Here is a 14547-nt window from a genome sequence, read left to right as displayed (position 1 = left end):
GCTATTGGCGCCCGGTGGTTGCGCTACGATGGAGATCGGTCCGCCGCCGGGAGAGGAGCGTGAGCCAGCAGGTCAAGCAACGGGTCGCGCCCGCCGCAGAATCGCCCTTGATCCGTCCGGCCACGGTGGAGGATCTGGAGGCGCTAGTCGCGCTGGAAGATGCGGCGTTCGAGATCGATCGCATCTCGCGGCGGCAATTTCGCTACCTGCTCACGCGTGGGCATGCGGTCACGCTGGTGGCGGAGGATGCCGGCGGGGAGGGCTTGCTCGGCTACGTGATGCTGCTGTTCAGCCGCGGTACGTCGCTGGCGCGGCTGTACTCGATTGCGGTCAGCGCGCGGGCGCGCGGCCAGGGGCTGGGACGGCGTCTGGTGGAGGCGGCGGAAGACGCGGCGCGCCAGCACGGGCGGACCGATCTGCGCTTGGAGGTGCGGCGCGACAATGCGGCCAGCCTGGCCCTGTTCCGCGGGCTCGGCTATCGCGACTTCGGCACCATCGACGACTACTACGAGGACCACATGGATGCGCTGCGGCTGCAGAAGTCGCTGGCGATCGGCCCCGATCCGGCGCTGGTACGCGCGCCCTACTATGCGCAGACGCTGGAGTTCACCTGCGGCCCGGCCGCGCTGATGATGGCGATGCGCACGGTGGACCCGGCGCTGAAGCTGGACCGGCGCTTGGAGCTGCGCCTGTGGCGCGACGCCACCACGATTTTTATGACCTCGGGCCACGGCGGCTGCGGGCCGTACGGGCTCGCGCTGGCCGCGGCCCATCGCGGGTTCGAGGTGGAACTGCTGGTGCGCGATCGCGGCGTGGCGTTCGCGGATTCCGTGCGCAGCGCGGAGAAGAAGGAGGTGATGCAGCTGGTGCAGGAGGACATGGTCGAGGAGCTGGAACAGCTGGGGGTGCCGGTGGTGCACGGTCCGGTGAACGTATCCCAGCTGGAGGCGCGCTTTGCCGAGGGCGGGGTGCCGGTGGTGCTGATCAGCAGCGTGCGGCTGTATGCCGAGCGCTTCCCGCACTGGGTCACGGTGACGGGCTTCGACGAGCGCTTTGTCTACGTGCATGACCCGTTCGTGGACGTGGAGCAAGGGGGGCGCGCGGTGGACTCGGTGAACATGCCGATCGCGCGTGCGGACTTCGAGCGCATGGCGCGCTACGGCCGCGCGGGGCTGCAGGCGGCGGTGATCGTCGGCCCGCGCCGTACGGCGGAGGGCGCGCATGCCTGAGCACCGCATCCTGGTCGAGCGCCGGGCGGACTGGAAGTCGCACTTCCCCGACCTTCCGGTCATGGCTATTGACGACTACCTGCGTGGCCCCGCTGCCGACGACCCGGCCAACCTGCGTGTGATCAACCTGTGCCGCAGCCAGCGTTACCTGTCCGCCGGGTACTACGGCTCGCTGCTGGCGGAGGCGCGCGGGCACCGGGTGATCCCCAGCGTACGCACCCTGCAGGACCTGTCGCGCAAGTCCATCTACAGCCTGGATACCGAGGAACTGGACGAGCGCGTGGCACGCGTTCTGGGCCGCAGCCGCCAGGGCGCGCAGCCCGAGCGCCTGGAGCTGACCGTGCTGTTCGGCCAGTGCGACGAGCCGGCGCTGCAGGAGATCGCCGGCCAGCTGTTCGCCCTGTTCCCCGCGCCGATGTTCCGGGTGGAGTTCCGGCTGCAGGGACGCTGGCAGATCCACGCCCTTCGCTCGTTCGCGCTGAACGCGCTGGAACCCGAGCAGGAGCCGGCCTTCTTCGCCGCGCTGGAGCGCTACCTCTCCAAACCCTGGCGCCGCCGCCGCGGGGCACGCAGCGCGCGCTACGAGCTGGCCATCCTGCACAACCCGGACGAGGCGATGGCCCCGTCCACGCCGGCCACGCTCAAGCGCTTCGCCCGCGCCGGGCAGGAACAGGGGATGGATGTCGAGCTGATCCAGGCGCGCGATCTGCCACGACTGGCGGAGTTCGACGCCCTGTTCATCCGCGAGACCACCGCCATCGACCACTACACCTATCGCTTCGCGCGCAAGGCCGAGGCCGAGGGCATGGTGGTAATCGACGATGCCGACTCCATCCTGCGCTGCACCAACAAGGTCTATCTGGCTGAGCGCCTGGCCGCCCATCGCGTGCCGACGCCAAAGACCGTGATCCTCACCCGCGAGACCATCCTGCGCGCGGAGGAACAGATCGGCTATCCCGTGGTGCTCAAGATCCCGGACGGCAGCTTCTCGCGCGGGGTGTTCAAGGCGAACGACCGCGCCGAGCTGGAATCCATCGCCCGACGCCTCTTGAAGGAGAGCGATCTGATCCTCGCCCAGGAGTTTGTCTACACCGAGTTCGACTGGCGCATCGGCGTGCTCAACCGCCAGCCGCTGTATGCCTCGCAGTACCTGATGTCGCGCAAGCACTGGCAGATCGTCAATCACGACGCCAAGGGTGGCCCGCGCGAGGGCGGCTTCCGCACCCTGGCACTGGCGGACGTGCCCGCCGCCGTGGTCAAGACGGCCGTGAAGGCCGCCAACCTGATCGGCGACGGCCTCTACGGCGTCGATCTCAAGCAGACCCCGCGCGGCGTGATGGTCATCGAGGTCAACGACAACCCCAACCTCGACGCCGGCATCGAGGACAAGGTCCTCGGCGAGACCCTCTACACCACCCTGATGCAGGACTTCGTCCGCCGCCTCGACGCCGCCCGCCGCCACCGCGCAGCACCCTGATTGGAACGGGGTCTGCCCGTCGCCACGTCGCAGGATGCGATGAGCGAAGCGAATCGCATCGGGGGATGCACCGAGCGGGGAGTGGTGCGTTTCGCTGCGCTCAACGGCACCCTACGGTTGCAGGATGTTGCCTACCTGTGTCGGGCGGCGGTCAGGCTACGGCCTCGGGTGGTTCCTGCAGCGGGTCGTGGAGTTCGAGGTCGACCATCAACTCGTTGGCCAGGGCCTCCAGGTCGTCCTGCAGCGTGTGCAGGTCCAGGCCTTCCGGCACGCCCAGGCGGGCCTTTGCGCGGAACATCGGCTCGCCGGTCATCGAGCCCGGCTCGCAGGCCGTCTCCAGCGTCTCGACACTCACGCCGTGGCGCGAGAGCACGGCGGTAATGTCCTGCACGATTCCCGGCCGGTCGTGTCCGATCAGGTCCAGCACCACGGGATGCCGCGCCGCTGGCGGCAGCTCGCTGCCCCGCTGGACATGTAATTGCAGCCCGTCACCCTCCAGTTCGCGCAGCGCCGCCTCCAGCGCGTCCGCATTCTCGGTATCCACCTCCAGCAGTACCACCCCGGCAAACTGCCCGGCCAGTTGCGACATCCGGCTTTCCAGCCAGTTGCCGCCCGACGTTCGCGCCCGTGCTGCCACCGCGCTCACCAGCCCCGGCCGGTCCGGCCCGATCACCGTCAGAATCACCGAAGTCTTCATACGCACTTCCTCACACGAATCGCTATCGGACCAACCATCCTGCGCGCCCTTGCAGGCCATGACAATGCGCTGAATGTTGCTCACGGCGCCACCGCTCGACGATCGGCAGCATCGCTGCTCTCAGGCGTCGGCGGTTTCGGGGAGGTTGTAGAAGGCGCGGGCGGTGGCGGTGGTGTGGGTGGCGAGGTCTTCCGGGGTCTCGTCGCGCAGCTGGGCCACGTATTCGCCGATGTGGGGCAGGAAGGCGGGTTCGTTGCGCCGGCCGTTGCCGATCTTCTTGCCGGAGCCCTTGGGCAGGCTGCGCGGCAGGAGGTAGGGGGCGTCGGTCTCGATCATCAGGCGGCCGCGCGGGATGCGCGGGACCAGCGGGTGCAGGTGGGTGCCGCGGCGTTCGTCGCAGACCCAGCCGGTGATGCCGATGTGGCAGTCGAGGTCGAGGTATTCGGCCAGGGCGTCGGCCTCGCCGGTAAAGCAGTGCACCACAGCGGCCGGCAGCTTGTCGCGCCAGCGGCGCAGGATCTGAGCGAAGTCGTCGTGGGCGTCGCGCTCGTGCAGGAACACCGGCAGGCCGAGATCGGCGGCCAGCTCCAGCTGGGCCTCGAAGGCGATGCGCTGCTGCGGGCGCGGCGAGTGGTCGCGGTTGTAGTCCAGCCCCATCTCGCCCATGGCGACGACGTTGGCGTCCGCGCGGGCGAGGTCACTGAACCGCGCGGCGATCGCGTCGGTCCACTGTCTGGCCAGGTGCGGGTGTACGCCCAGGGTGGCGCGGCAGCAGTCCGGGTACTGGTCGGCGATCTCCAGGCACTTCTCGCTCTGGTGGGCGTCGGCGCCGGTGATCAGCATCCAGGAGACGCCGGCCTCGCGGGCGCGCTCGAGGACCTCGTCGCGTTCCTTGTTGAAGGATTCGTGGGTGAGGTTGAAGCAGATATCGATCCATTCCATGCGCGGTATGCTAACGGATTGGACGCGCAGCGCCAGATCCCCGGCGCCGTCATTGCGATGGGGCGAATCCCAAGAACGCGCAGTGCGCTGCGCGGCCGTGGGTTGTCACGGCGTGCGAGCCCATCGCTCTGCCAGCTTTGGGAGATTGCCGCGGCGCCTTCGGCGCCTCGCAATGACGGGAAACCAGTAGCGTCATCGCGAGGAGCATAGCGACGTGGCACAAAAGCGCGAAGCGCGTTGAACGGCCGCAGGCCGGCCCGGAGGGCGAGCGCAGCGAGTAATCTCTGTGAGGAACCCCGGCGTTGCAATAGCGGGGCTGTGGTCCGGGTTTGGGGCTGTGGCGGCGTGAGCGTGTTAAACCTTTCGTAGAGCTTTTGATCTGGAGTTTGGAATGCGTGATGCGAGTCCCCAGGCGGTTTATCTGAGTGATTACCAGCCGCCGGCGTTTGTGGTGGAGAACCTGGAGCTGGACTTTGATCTGGCGGCGGCGACCACCGAGGTGACAACGCGCATGGCGGTGCGCCGCAATCCGCAGGCGGTGGAGCCGGATGCGCCGCTCCGCCTGTATGGCGATGGCGTGGAGCTGGTGTCGCTGTCGGTGGATGGCGTCGCGCCCGCGGAAGGTCTGGTGGAGCACGACGCCGATGGGCTTCTGCTGCACGGACTGAAGGAGGCCGCGCGGCTGGAGATCGTCAGCCACTGCCACCCGGAGCAGAACACTGCGCTGGAAGGCCTGTACGCCTCCAGCGGGAACCTCTGCACCCAGTGCGAACCGGAGGGCTTTCGCCGTATCACATTCTTCCCCGATCGCCCGGATGTACTGACGACCTACCGCGTGCGGCTGGAGGCGGACCGGGCGCAGTACCCGGTGCTGCTGGCCAACGGCAACCGCGTGGAGGCCGGCGAACTGGACGGCGGGCGCCATTACGCGGTGTGGGAGGACCCCTTCCCCAAGCCGTCGTACCTGTTCGCACTGGTCGCGGGCGATCTGGCCTGCCAGCGCGACACCTTCGCCACCACGTCCGGGCGCGAGGTCGCGCTGGAGCTGTTTGTGGAGGCGCACAACGCCGATCGCTGCGACCACGCACTGGCCTCGCTGAAGCGCGCGATGCGCTATGACGAGGAGGCCTTCGGCCGCGAATACGATCTGGACGTGTACATGATCGTCGCGGTGGACGACTTCAACATGGGGGCGATGGAGAACAAGGGGCTGAACCTGTTCAACGCCAAGTACGTGCTGGCCAGCCCCGACACCGCCACCGACAGCGACTTTGTCGCCATCGAGTCGGTGATCGCCCACGAGTATTTCCACAACTGGTCCGGCAACCGCGTGACCTGCCGCGACTGGTTCCAGCTGTCGCTGAAAGAAGGGCTCACGGTCTTCCGCGACCAGGAGTTCACCACCGACTGCACCCTGTTCGGCGTCAAGCGCATCGACGATGTCGCCATGCTGCGCGCCTTCCAGTTCCCGGAGGACGCGGGCCCGCTGGCGCACCCGGTGCGCCCGGACCACTACGCCGAGATCAACAACTTCTACACCCTGACCGTCTACGAGAAGGGCGCGGAGCTGATCCGCATGCTGCGCACCCTGATCGGGCGCGAGACCTTCCGCCGCGGGTTGGATCTCTACTTCGAGCGCTTCGATGGGCAGGCAGTAACCACCGACGACTTCGTCGCGGTGATGGCCGAGGCCAGCGGGCGCGACCTCTCCCGCTTCAAGCGCTGGTACACCCAGGCCGGCACCCCGCACGTGACCGCAGGCACCGCGTTCGACGGTCCCGGTGGCCCGGCCCGTATCACGCTCGCGCAGGAGACCCCGACGACCCCGGGACAGCCGCACAAGGAGCCGTTGGTGGTCCCGATGGGCATGGCCTTTCTCGATGCGGACGGCCAGCGCATCCGCGCGCGCCGGGAAGGCGACGACGCCGCGCGCGACGAATGGGTGCTGGAGCTGGACGCCGCCGAGCACACCTTCTGTTTCGAGGACCTGTCCGCCGAGGTGGCCGCGATCTCCTGGCTGCGCGGCTTCTCCGCCCCGGTGATCCTGAACGCCAACCAGGGCGTGGACGAGCTGGCCCACCTGCTGGCGCATGACGACGATGCCTTCTCCCGCTGGGAGGCGGCGCAGACCCTGTTCCGTCGCGCGATCCGTGCGCGCATCGAGCACGACGCCGCCGACTCCGCGCTGGAGGCCGCCATCGAGCACGCCCTGCACGCCCTGATCGAGGACCCGGCGATCGAGCCGGTGCTGCTGGCGACCATCCTGCAGCTGCCGCCCACGCGCGAGCTGGCCGAGCTGTTCGAGCGTGTCGATCCGGTGCGCCTGCGCATGGAGCGCGACGACCTGGAGAAGCGGCTCTACGCCCCGTTGGCCGGTGCGATGCAGCAGATCCAGCCGAAGCTGGACGACGTCGACAACGGCGCCTTTACCGCCGAGGCGATGGGCCTCCGCCAGCTGCGCAACCGCCTGCTGGCGCTGCGCGTGGCGGCCCGCGACCAGGCCGCAGTGCCCGAGGCCCTGGCGCAATACCAGAAGGCGCGCAGCATGACCATGCGCATGGGTGCGCTGAATGCGGTCAACGAGCTGGATCACGAGGCCCGCGAGGTGCTCCTGACGGACTTCGAGCAGCGCTACCGCGACGACCCGCTGGTGCTGGACAAGTACTTCGGCCTGCAGGCCGGCAGCCAGGTCCCGGGCGGCTTCGAGCGCCTGGAGGCGCTGCTGGAGCATCCCGGGTTTCGCTGGACCAACCCGAACCGGGTGCGCGCGGTGCTGGGGCCGTTCATGGCGCGCAACGAGCGCCATTTCCACCAGGAAGACGGCGAGGGCTACCGCCGCATGGGCGGCTTCGTCGAGAAGCTGGACGCGATGAACCCGCAGACCGCCGCGCGCCTGGCCCAGCCGCTGACGCGCTGGCAGAAGGTGGACAGCGTTCGCGGCGGACAGATGCGTGCGGAACTCGAACGCCTCGCCGCGCTCGGATTGTCGCGCGATTTGCGCGATGTGATCGAGCGCGCGCTGGCGGAGTAGGCGGTGATTCTCTCGCCGCGGCGGTGACGGGAATGTGTGTGTGGGAGCGGGCTTGCCCGCGAAGCCCCCGCCAAAGCCGGATGCGGGCAGGGGCATTCGCGGGCAAGCCCGCTCCCACAGGGGTGCGCTGAGGTGTGCGGGCTGTGGTAGCGTATCGGCGGGTTATCGGGGTGATGCCTCTTGAGATGAGGGTTTGGCTGACGTGAAACGGGTCTTCCATCGACTGCTGTGCTGGATGCTGGTGCTGGCGATTGCCGGCCTGCCGGCGCTTGCGGCCGTCGCGAGCGAGGACGACGGTCACGCCGGGCATGCGATGCACGGGGCCCAGTCGCAGGGCGACAAGGCGGCGGATCACGCGGACCATGATCATTCGCATGATCACGCGCACGGCGACGACCATGATCACCATGCGCATGACGATCATGCCGATACCCGGCATGGCGGTGACCACGCCCATGAAACATCCGATTCCTCTGACGCCAGCGGAGTGATCGTGCACGCGGATTGCGTGGACGCGGCCTGCCTGGCGAGTTGCTCGGCCTGCAGCCACTGCCAGGGCATGCCGTCCATCACCGGTATGCATCTGCTGACCCCGGTCACGCAGGCCATGAGCCTGTATTCCTTCCAGAGTGGCCCGCCTGCGGCCGCGTTGTACCGACCCCCGATCCTCTCCTGATCTGACTACCGGCCCGAGCGCCGGGGCTGTCCGTATGCCCGGATTCCACCCGGGGTTGGCGGATGGCAAGGCCGTGTCGCGCGTTCGCGCGGGATGCGGAGTCGAAGTCCGATCAAGGAGATTTTCACGATGCGAGCAACCCGATTGCTGCTCCCCGTCGTTTCGGTGCTGTTCCTCGCCGGTTGCGCAGTCACCGCGCCCGAGCTGGACCGCTCCGAACTGGCGGAGGACATCTCGGTGCAGGGGATCGACCTGCCCGAGTCGGAGATGCCCCGGCCCTCTGGCGAGCTGACGCTCGAGGAGGTCATTCATCAGGCCCTGTGGCGCAACCCGCGCATGCAGCAGGCCTACACCAAGCTGGATCTGACGGCCGCCGACGTGGTCGAGGCCGCCCAGTTCTCCAACCCCTCCCTGTCGCTGTCGGTGATGCGCCCCGAGGGCGGTGGCGGCAACGAGGTCGGGGTTGGTCTGGCCTGGGGTATTTCCCGCCTGCTGATGCGCAGTGCGCGTCAGGACATTGCCGAATCCCACTGGGAGTCCACCCGCCTGCAGCTGGCCGAAGGCATGGTGGCCCTGGCCTCGGACACCGAGCGTGCCTGGTATGACGCGGTGGCTGCGCGCCAGCGGGTCCAGGTACAGGCGCTGGAGACCCGTGCCGCGGATCTCGGCTCGCTGCTGGGCGAGCGCTTCTATGACGCCGGCAATATCCCCGACCTGAAGCGGGCACAGCTGCGCATCCGCGCGGCCGAGGCCCGGCTGAAGCTTGAGGATGCACGTAAGCGCGAGCGCGAGACCCGTCTGCGCCTGGCCCACCTGATGGGGCTGCCCGGCCAGGTGGATGGCTGGGAGGTCCCCGGCAAGCTGCCGCTGCCGCTGGCCGGTGTGGAGGATCGCGATGCCCTGGTCGAGCAGGCGCTGGAGCAGCGTCTGGACCTGCGGGCCCTGGACCATGCCCTGGAGGGGCTCACCGAGGGGGTGGCCTTGGTGCGGCGCTATCGCTGGCTGGGTGACATCGAGCCCGGTATCGAGTTCGAGCGCGAGACGGACGGCACCCGCCTGTGGGGCGGTGGCATCTCCTTCACCCTGCCGATCTTCAACCAGAACCAGGCCGGCATCGCCCGCGCCGAGGCGCGGTTGGAGGACGGCGAGGCCCGACGGGCCCAGCTGGAGCAGGCGGTGACCGCCGATGTGCATCAGCACTTCGTCCGCCTGGCCCATCACCGCGACAAGTTCAGCACCAAGCGCTACGAACTGCTTCCGGCTCGCGAGATCGAGCTGGAGCGTATGCAGGAGCGCGTGAACTTCATGTTCGACGATGTGTTCGACCTGCTGGTGACCAAGCAGGAAGAACTGGCTGACTGGCAGCGAGCCGTGGCCGCGCTGGGTGACTACTGGCGGGCCTGGGTGGATCTGGCCTTTACGGTGGCCGGCGAGCTGCCGGGCGGGGCGCCGGGTGACGAGGGTTATCTCGAAACCGACGCGCTCGAACATGACCCGTCCGAGATGGATCACGGTGACCATGGCGGTCACGGCGGTCACGGCGGTCACGGCGGTCACGGGGATCACGGGGATCACGGGGATCACGGGGATCACGGAGATCACGGAGATCACGGAGATCACGGAGATCACGAGGATCACGAGGATCACGAGGATCATGACCATGGCGATCACGGTGACCACGGCGACGACGGTCACGGAGGGCATCACTGATGAAACGGCGTAACTTCCTGCTGGCCGCCGGCGCGGCAATGCTGCCGGCAACCACCCTGACCCGGGTAATGGCCGAAACGGGCCACGAGCACCACAACGAGGGTGACGCCACGCCCGGTGAACGCACCGAACAGGGCTACATGCCGGTGCACACGCCGAACGGCTGGACCCTGCCGTACGAGATGAACAACGGTGTGAAGGAGTTCCACCTGGTCGCCGAGGAGATCGAGCACGAGTTCGCGCCCGGTTCGGTGGCCAAGTGCTGGGGCTACAACGGCACTACGCCCGGCCCGACCATCGAAGCCGTCGAAGGGGACAAGGTCCGTATCTACGTGACCAACCGCCTGCCGGAATACACCTCGGTGCACTGGCACGGCATCCATCTGCCCTCGGGCATGGACGGGGTGAAGGGCGTGACCCAGCCGCCGATCCACCCGGGGGAGACCTTCGTCTACGAGTTCGAACTGAACCAGCACGGCACGCATATGTACCACCCGCATGCCGACGAGATGGTGCAGATGGCGATGGGGATGATGGGGATGTTCATCATCCATCCGAAGGACGGCGAGATCGAGCCGGTGGACCGCGACTACGCGATCCTGCTGCACAACTGGGGCCTGCACCCGGGCACGCGTACGCCGGACCCGTCGATCATGGTCGACTTCGACCTGTGGTCGATGAATTCGAAGGTGTTCCCGGCCATCGACTCGCTGGTGGCGAAGACCGGCGAGCGGGTGCGCATCCGCATGGGCAACCTGTCGATGTGGAACCACCCGATGCATGTGCACGGGGTGTCATTCGAGGTGACGGGCTCCGATGGCGGGCGCTGGCCGCGCAGCCAGTGGCGCAAGGAGACCACCGAGATCGTTGCGGTCGGCCAGACCCGCGATATCGAGTTCGTCGCCCCGCCGGGTGACTGGGCGTTCCACTGCCACATGACCCACCACACCATGAACCCGATGGGGCACGGCATCGCCAACACCCTGGGCGTGGACCAGTCCGGTCTGGAGGAGGAGATCCGCAGCCTGCTGCCGGGCTACATGGCGATGGGCGAGCACGGCATGGCGGATCACCAGGACCACACCGATGGCGGGCATATGCGCGGGCCGGAGAACACCCTGGCGATGGGCATGGGCCAGGGGCCGTTCGGCAACATCGGCATGGGCGGCATGTTCACCCTGATCAAGGTGCGCGACGACCTGGAGCCCGGGGATTTCCGTGATCCGGGCTGGTACTGGCACCCGGACGGGGAGGTGGCCCGCCGCGTGAGCAGTGATCCCGATTTCGGCAGTCCGGTGCGCCGCGGCAAGGTCGCGGGTGCGGATTCCGACGGGCTCCCGACCCCCAGCCGCGATGCCCACGGTGGGCATGGAGGTCTTGGGGGGCATGGAGGACACAACGGCCACGGCGGCCACAACCACTGAGGATCCACCGGCGCGGGCGCCGGGACTGCTGCAAGGCGGCCCCGGTGGCCTGCGGCCGGCGGACTCCGAGACGACACGACTGCACTTGAACGAGAAGAGGAACCGAAAAATGAAGATTCGTACTCGCAACACCCTCCGTGCGGCCCTGGCGGCCCTGCTGCTGGCCTTCGCCAGCCCCCTGCTGGCCCACGAAGGCGAGATGGGGAACGTCCCGGAGGACGGCTCCACGGTGCAGGGCACCCCGGAGGAGATCGGGATTCACTTCGATGGCGCGATGCGCATTACCCAGTTCGACGTGATCGGCCCGCGAGGCCGGGTGTCCCTGGCAGACCAGCCCGGCAATGACCCGACCGAGGAGTACCACGTGCGTCCGGCCGGTGATCTGGAACCGGGCCGCTACGAGGTGCGCTGGCGCGGTCTGGCCCGTGACGGCCACATGATGTCCGGGACCTTCCGCTTCACGGTGGAGAACTAGGCCGTGGCCTGGTTGTCCGCGCTTGCCGGTGTGGATGCCTGGACGGTCGCCATGATCCTGGTGGCGACCGGATTCTATGCAGGTGCCCTGCTGGCGGCCGGGGCGGTGCTGTTTCGCCTGGCGTTTCCGGATCTGCCCGATCCGGATCGTCGGGCGGCCAGCCGCATGGGTGCGATCGCGGCCTGGGTCGCGATCGTGCTGGCCCTGGTCCAGTGGCCGCTGCAGGCCGGATACCTCGGGGGTGGTAATGGTGCGGCCGCCTTCGACCCGATGCTGCTCGGCATGGTGTTCGAGGGGGCGCAGGGAACCCGGCTAATCCTGGCCGTGACCGGTTTGTTGCTGGTGCAGGCGATCCTGCTGGATGCCCGGCGGCTGCCGGGGCTGGGCTACGGTCTCAGCCTTGCCGGCGTATTGCTGGTGATGCTCGCCTTCGTGCAGGTCGGGCACACGGTCGACGAGCCGCGTGTCCTGCTGGGTGGTCTGCTGGTGCTTCATCTGCTGGCCGCGGCCTTCTGGATCGGTTCGTTGTGGCCGCTGTATCGCCTGGCGGGGCACCCGCCGGCGGGTCGCGATGCCGCGCGCATCCTGGCGCGCTTCGGCCAGGTGGCGGTGTTCGGGGTCGGGCTGCTGGTGCTGGCCGGTGTGGTGCTGGCGGCCTTGCTGCTGGGCGGTGTCACGCCATTGCTCACCACGGGCTATGGGCAGTTCCTGATCGGCAAGGTCCTGATCGTCGGATTGCTCCTGCTGCTGGCCGCCGCGAACAAGTGGCGGCTGGTGCCGGCGTTCGAGCGCGGCGAACCCGGGGCCCCCGGGCGGCTGCGCCGCAGTATCGCGCTGGAGGGCGGTCTGGTCGGGTCGATCCTGCTGCTGACCGCGGTACTGACCACGGTCAGTTCGCCGGCCGGTGGATAGGCGACGCGGGCGCTAGCGGTTCGGCGTCAGATGGGTCGCTGGGCGACCGTGGCGGCGAGTTCGACGTCCTCGCCCTCGCGCTGGACACGGATGTCCAGGGTCGCGCCGGGCGAGGTGCGGGCGATCACGTTGAGCGCTTCTCGCGGGGTGTTCACGCTGCTGCCGTCCAGGTGGGTGATGATGTCCCCCGGTCGGATTCCAGCTTCTTCCGCAGGCCCCTCGCGCAGGATGCCGGCGACCAGCACGCCGCGCGGCGTGTCCAGGCCGAAGGATTCGGCCAGTTCGCGGTTCATTGCCTGGACCTCGATCCCCAGCCAGCCGCGGGCGACATAGCCCTGTTCGATGATCTCGGTCATCACGCTGCGCGCCAGATCCACCGGGATCGCGAAGCCGATGCCGTGGGAGCCGCCGGAGCGCGAGAAGATCGCGGTGTTGATGCCGACGACCTCGCCGCGCGCATTGATCAGCGCGCCGCCGGAATTGCCCGGATTGATCGCCGCGTCGGTCTGGATGAAGTCCTCGAAGGTGTTGATCCCGAGCTGGTTGCGCCCGGTGGCGGAGACGATCCCCTGGGTCACCGTCTGGCCGACGCCGAAGGGGTTGCCGATGGCGAGCACGACGTCGCCCACCCGCAGGTCGCTGGAGTGCCCCACCGTGGCCACACCGAGCCCCGGCGCGCGCACGCGCAGCACGGCAAGGTCGGTATCCGGATCGATGCCGATGATCTCGGCGGGGTGGGCCTCGCCGCCGGGGAGCATGATGGCAATGGCATCAGCCTCCTCGATCACGTGGTGATTGGTGAGGATGTGCCCCTGTTCGGTCATGATGACCCCGGAACCGAGGCTGGACTGCTCCTGTTCACCCGGCGGAAGGGGCTGGCCGAAGAATTCATGCAGGCCGAGGCCGGAGGGCCGGTCGATGGTGCGCGAGGTCATGATGTTGACGACCGCGGGTGCGGCGCGGCGTACGCCGTCGGCGTAGCTGGCCGGCGCACCCGTGGCGCCCGGGGCCGGCACGGGTTCGGCGACCTGCAGATCGGCGCCGGATTCGTCGCGGCCGAGGATCTCGGGGAAGAACACCGCGATCACCACGGCCAGGGCAATGCCGGTCAGCGCGGCTTGCAGCAGAAAGCGAGAGAAATTCACCATATGTCGAATATACCGAATCAGCGTTCAACAGGGGATCCCGCCGTGGTCAATCGCGATGAACTGATGCAGGCACTGAATGCGGAGCTCGAGCCGGAGCGTTTCCGCGATTACTGCCCGAATGGTCTGCAGGTGGAGGGGCGCCGCGAGATCCGTCGGATCGTCAGCGGGGTGACCGCCTCCCTGGCGCTGGTGGAGGCGGCGGTGGAGGCCGGGGCCGACCTGATCCTGGTGCACCACGGGTACTTCTGGAAGGGCGAACCGCAGGAGGTGACCGGCATGAAGCGCGAGCGCATGCGCCTGCTGCTGGCGCATGACATCAACCTGGTCGCCTACCACCTGCCGCTGGATGCCCACCCTGTGCTTGGCAACAACACCCAGTTGGCCGGGCGCCTGGGATTCGCGATCGACGGTGTGCTGCGCGAGGACGGCGTCGGCCAGGTGGGGAGCCCGGCGCGGGTGATGTCGGCGCCCGACATGCAGGCGCATATCAGCAACGTGCTGGGGCGCGAGGCGCTGTGCGTGGAGGCCGGTGACCATCCCATCCGCCGCATCGCCTGGTGTACCGGCGGGGCCCAGTCCCTGCTTACCGAGGCCGCGGCACAGGGAGTGGATGCCTACATCAGTGGCGAGATCTCCGAGCAGACCACCCACGAGGCGCGCGAGCTGGGGGTGCACTACTTCGCTGCCGGACATCATGCGACCGAGCGCTACGGGGCCCCGGCCCTGGGCCAGTGGTGCGCGGAGCGCTTCGGTCTCGAACACCAGTTTATCGAGATCGACAATCCCGCCTGAGCGGGGGTGATCCCGCCCGCACGCGACTGCGTGC

Annotated in this window: 12 protein-coding genes; 9 read left to right on the top strand and 3 right to left on the bottom strand. The window is 68.3% G+C overall.

Annotated elements, in window-relative coordinates; all coding sequences use genetic code 11:
* The first annotated feature begins 59 nt into the window (after positions 1-59).
* Both F793_RS0103560 and F793_RS0103555 read left to right on the top strand, forming a co-directional pair.
* Positions 60-1229 carry a GNAT family N-acetyltransferase/peptidase C39 family protein gene (locus F793_RS0103560; RefSeq protein ID WP_018881403.1) on the top strand — a complete coding sequence of 390 codons (1170 nt, stop codon included), beginning with the start codon at positions 60-62 and terminating at the stop codon, positions 1227-1229.
* Positions 1222-2706, top strand: coding sequence for a RimK family protein (locus F793_RS0103555; protein WP_018881402.1), 1485 nt, complete (start codon positions 1222-1224; stop codon positions 2704-2706). The genes F793_RS0103560 and F793_RS0103555 overlap by 8 nt, the downstream gene beginning before the upstream one ends.
* Before the next feature lie 151 nt (positions 2707-2857).
* Here the strand turns inward: F793_RS0103555 and F793_RS0103550 are convergent, their stop codons facing one another.
* A complete protein-coding gene (locus F793_RS0103550; RefSeq protein WP_018878149.1) occupies positions 2858-3403 on the bottom strand; it encodes a glycine cleavage system protein R in 546 nt (181 codons plus the stop codon).
* Between the two features lie 120 nt (positions 3404-3523).
* Positions 3524-4345, bottom strand: coding sequence for a TatD family hydrolase (locus tag F793_RS0103545; protein ID WP_018882427.1), 822 nt, complete (start codon positions 4343-4345; stop codon positions 3524-3526).
* Between the two features lie 391 nt (positions 4346-4736).
* On the opposite strand from F793_RS0103545, the gene pepN reads away from it, so the two are divergent.
* The 6 genes from pepN to F793_RS0103515 all read left to right on the top strand — a co-directional run bounded on the left by pepN (position 4737) and on the right by F793_RS0103515 (position 12573).
* On the top strand, positions 4737-7376 hold the full coding sequence (gene pepN / locus F793_RS0103540; protein WP_018882426.1) for an aminopeptidase N: 2640 nt from the start codon (positions 4737-4739) through the stop codon (positions 7374-7376).
* A 235-nt stretch (positions 7377-7611) separates the two neighbouring features.
* A complete protein-coding gene (locus F793_RS0103535; protein ID WP_018882425.1) occupies positions 7612-8052 on the top strand; it encodes a hypothetical protein in 441 nt (146 codons plus the stop codon).
* 144 nt (positions 8053-8196) lie between these two features.
* A complete protein-coding gene (locus tag F793_RS0103530) occupies positions 8197-9762 on the top strand; it encodes a TolC family protein (protein ID WP_026333046.1) in 1566 nt (521 codons plus the stop codon).
* Positions 9762-11186: a multicopper oxidase family protein gene (locus F793_RS0103525; RefSeq protein ID WP_018882424.1), complete on the top strand. Its 1425-nt coding sequence runs from the start codon at positions 9762-9764 to the stop codon at positions 11184-11186. Before F793_RS0103530 ends, F793_RS0103525 begins: the two co-directional genes overlap by 1 nt.
* 109 nt (positions 11187-11295) lie before the next feature.
* Complete coding sequence (locus F793_RS0103520) at positions 11296-11661, top strand: copper resistance CopC family protein (RefSeq protein WP_018882423.1); 366 nt, start codon at positions 11296-11298, stop codon at positions 11659-11661.
* A gap of 3 nt (positions 11662-11664) precedes the next feature.
* Entirely contained in the window at positions 11665-12573 is a 909-nt protein-coding gene (locus F793_RS0103515) for a copper resistance D family protein (protein WP_018882422.1), read from the top strand.
* A 26-nt stretch (positions 12574-12599) separates the two neighbouring features.
* On the opposite strand, the gene F793_RS0103510 is transcribed toward F793_RS0103515, so the two are convergent.
* Complete coding sequence (locus tag F793_RS0103510) at positions 12600-13721, bottom strand: S1C family serine protease (RefSeq protein WP_018865634.1); 1122 nt, start codon at positions 13719-13721, stop codon at positions 12600-12602.
* Positions 13722-13763: 42 nt separating this feature from the next.
* Here F793_RS0103510 and F793_RS0103505 point away from each other — a divergent pair, with 42 nt between their 5' ends.
* Positions 13764-14513 (top strand): Nif3-like dinuclear metal center hexameric protein, encoded by a 750-nt coding sequence (locus F793_RS0103505; protein ID WP_018881394.1) that lies wholly within the window; start codon positions 13764-13766, stop codon positions 14511-14513.
* Positions 14514-14547: the final 34 nt, after the last annotated feature.

Origin of the sequence: Thioalkalivibrio sp. ALE22, assembly GCF_000381445.1 — a bacterium.
Classification (GTDB): Bacteria; Pseudomonadota; Gammaproteobacteria; order Ectothiorhodospirales; family Ectothiorhodospiraceae; genus Thioalkalivibrio.
Note: the sequence above shows the minus strand (reverse complement) of the source record. Positions and strands in the feature narration are given on the sequence as shown.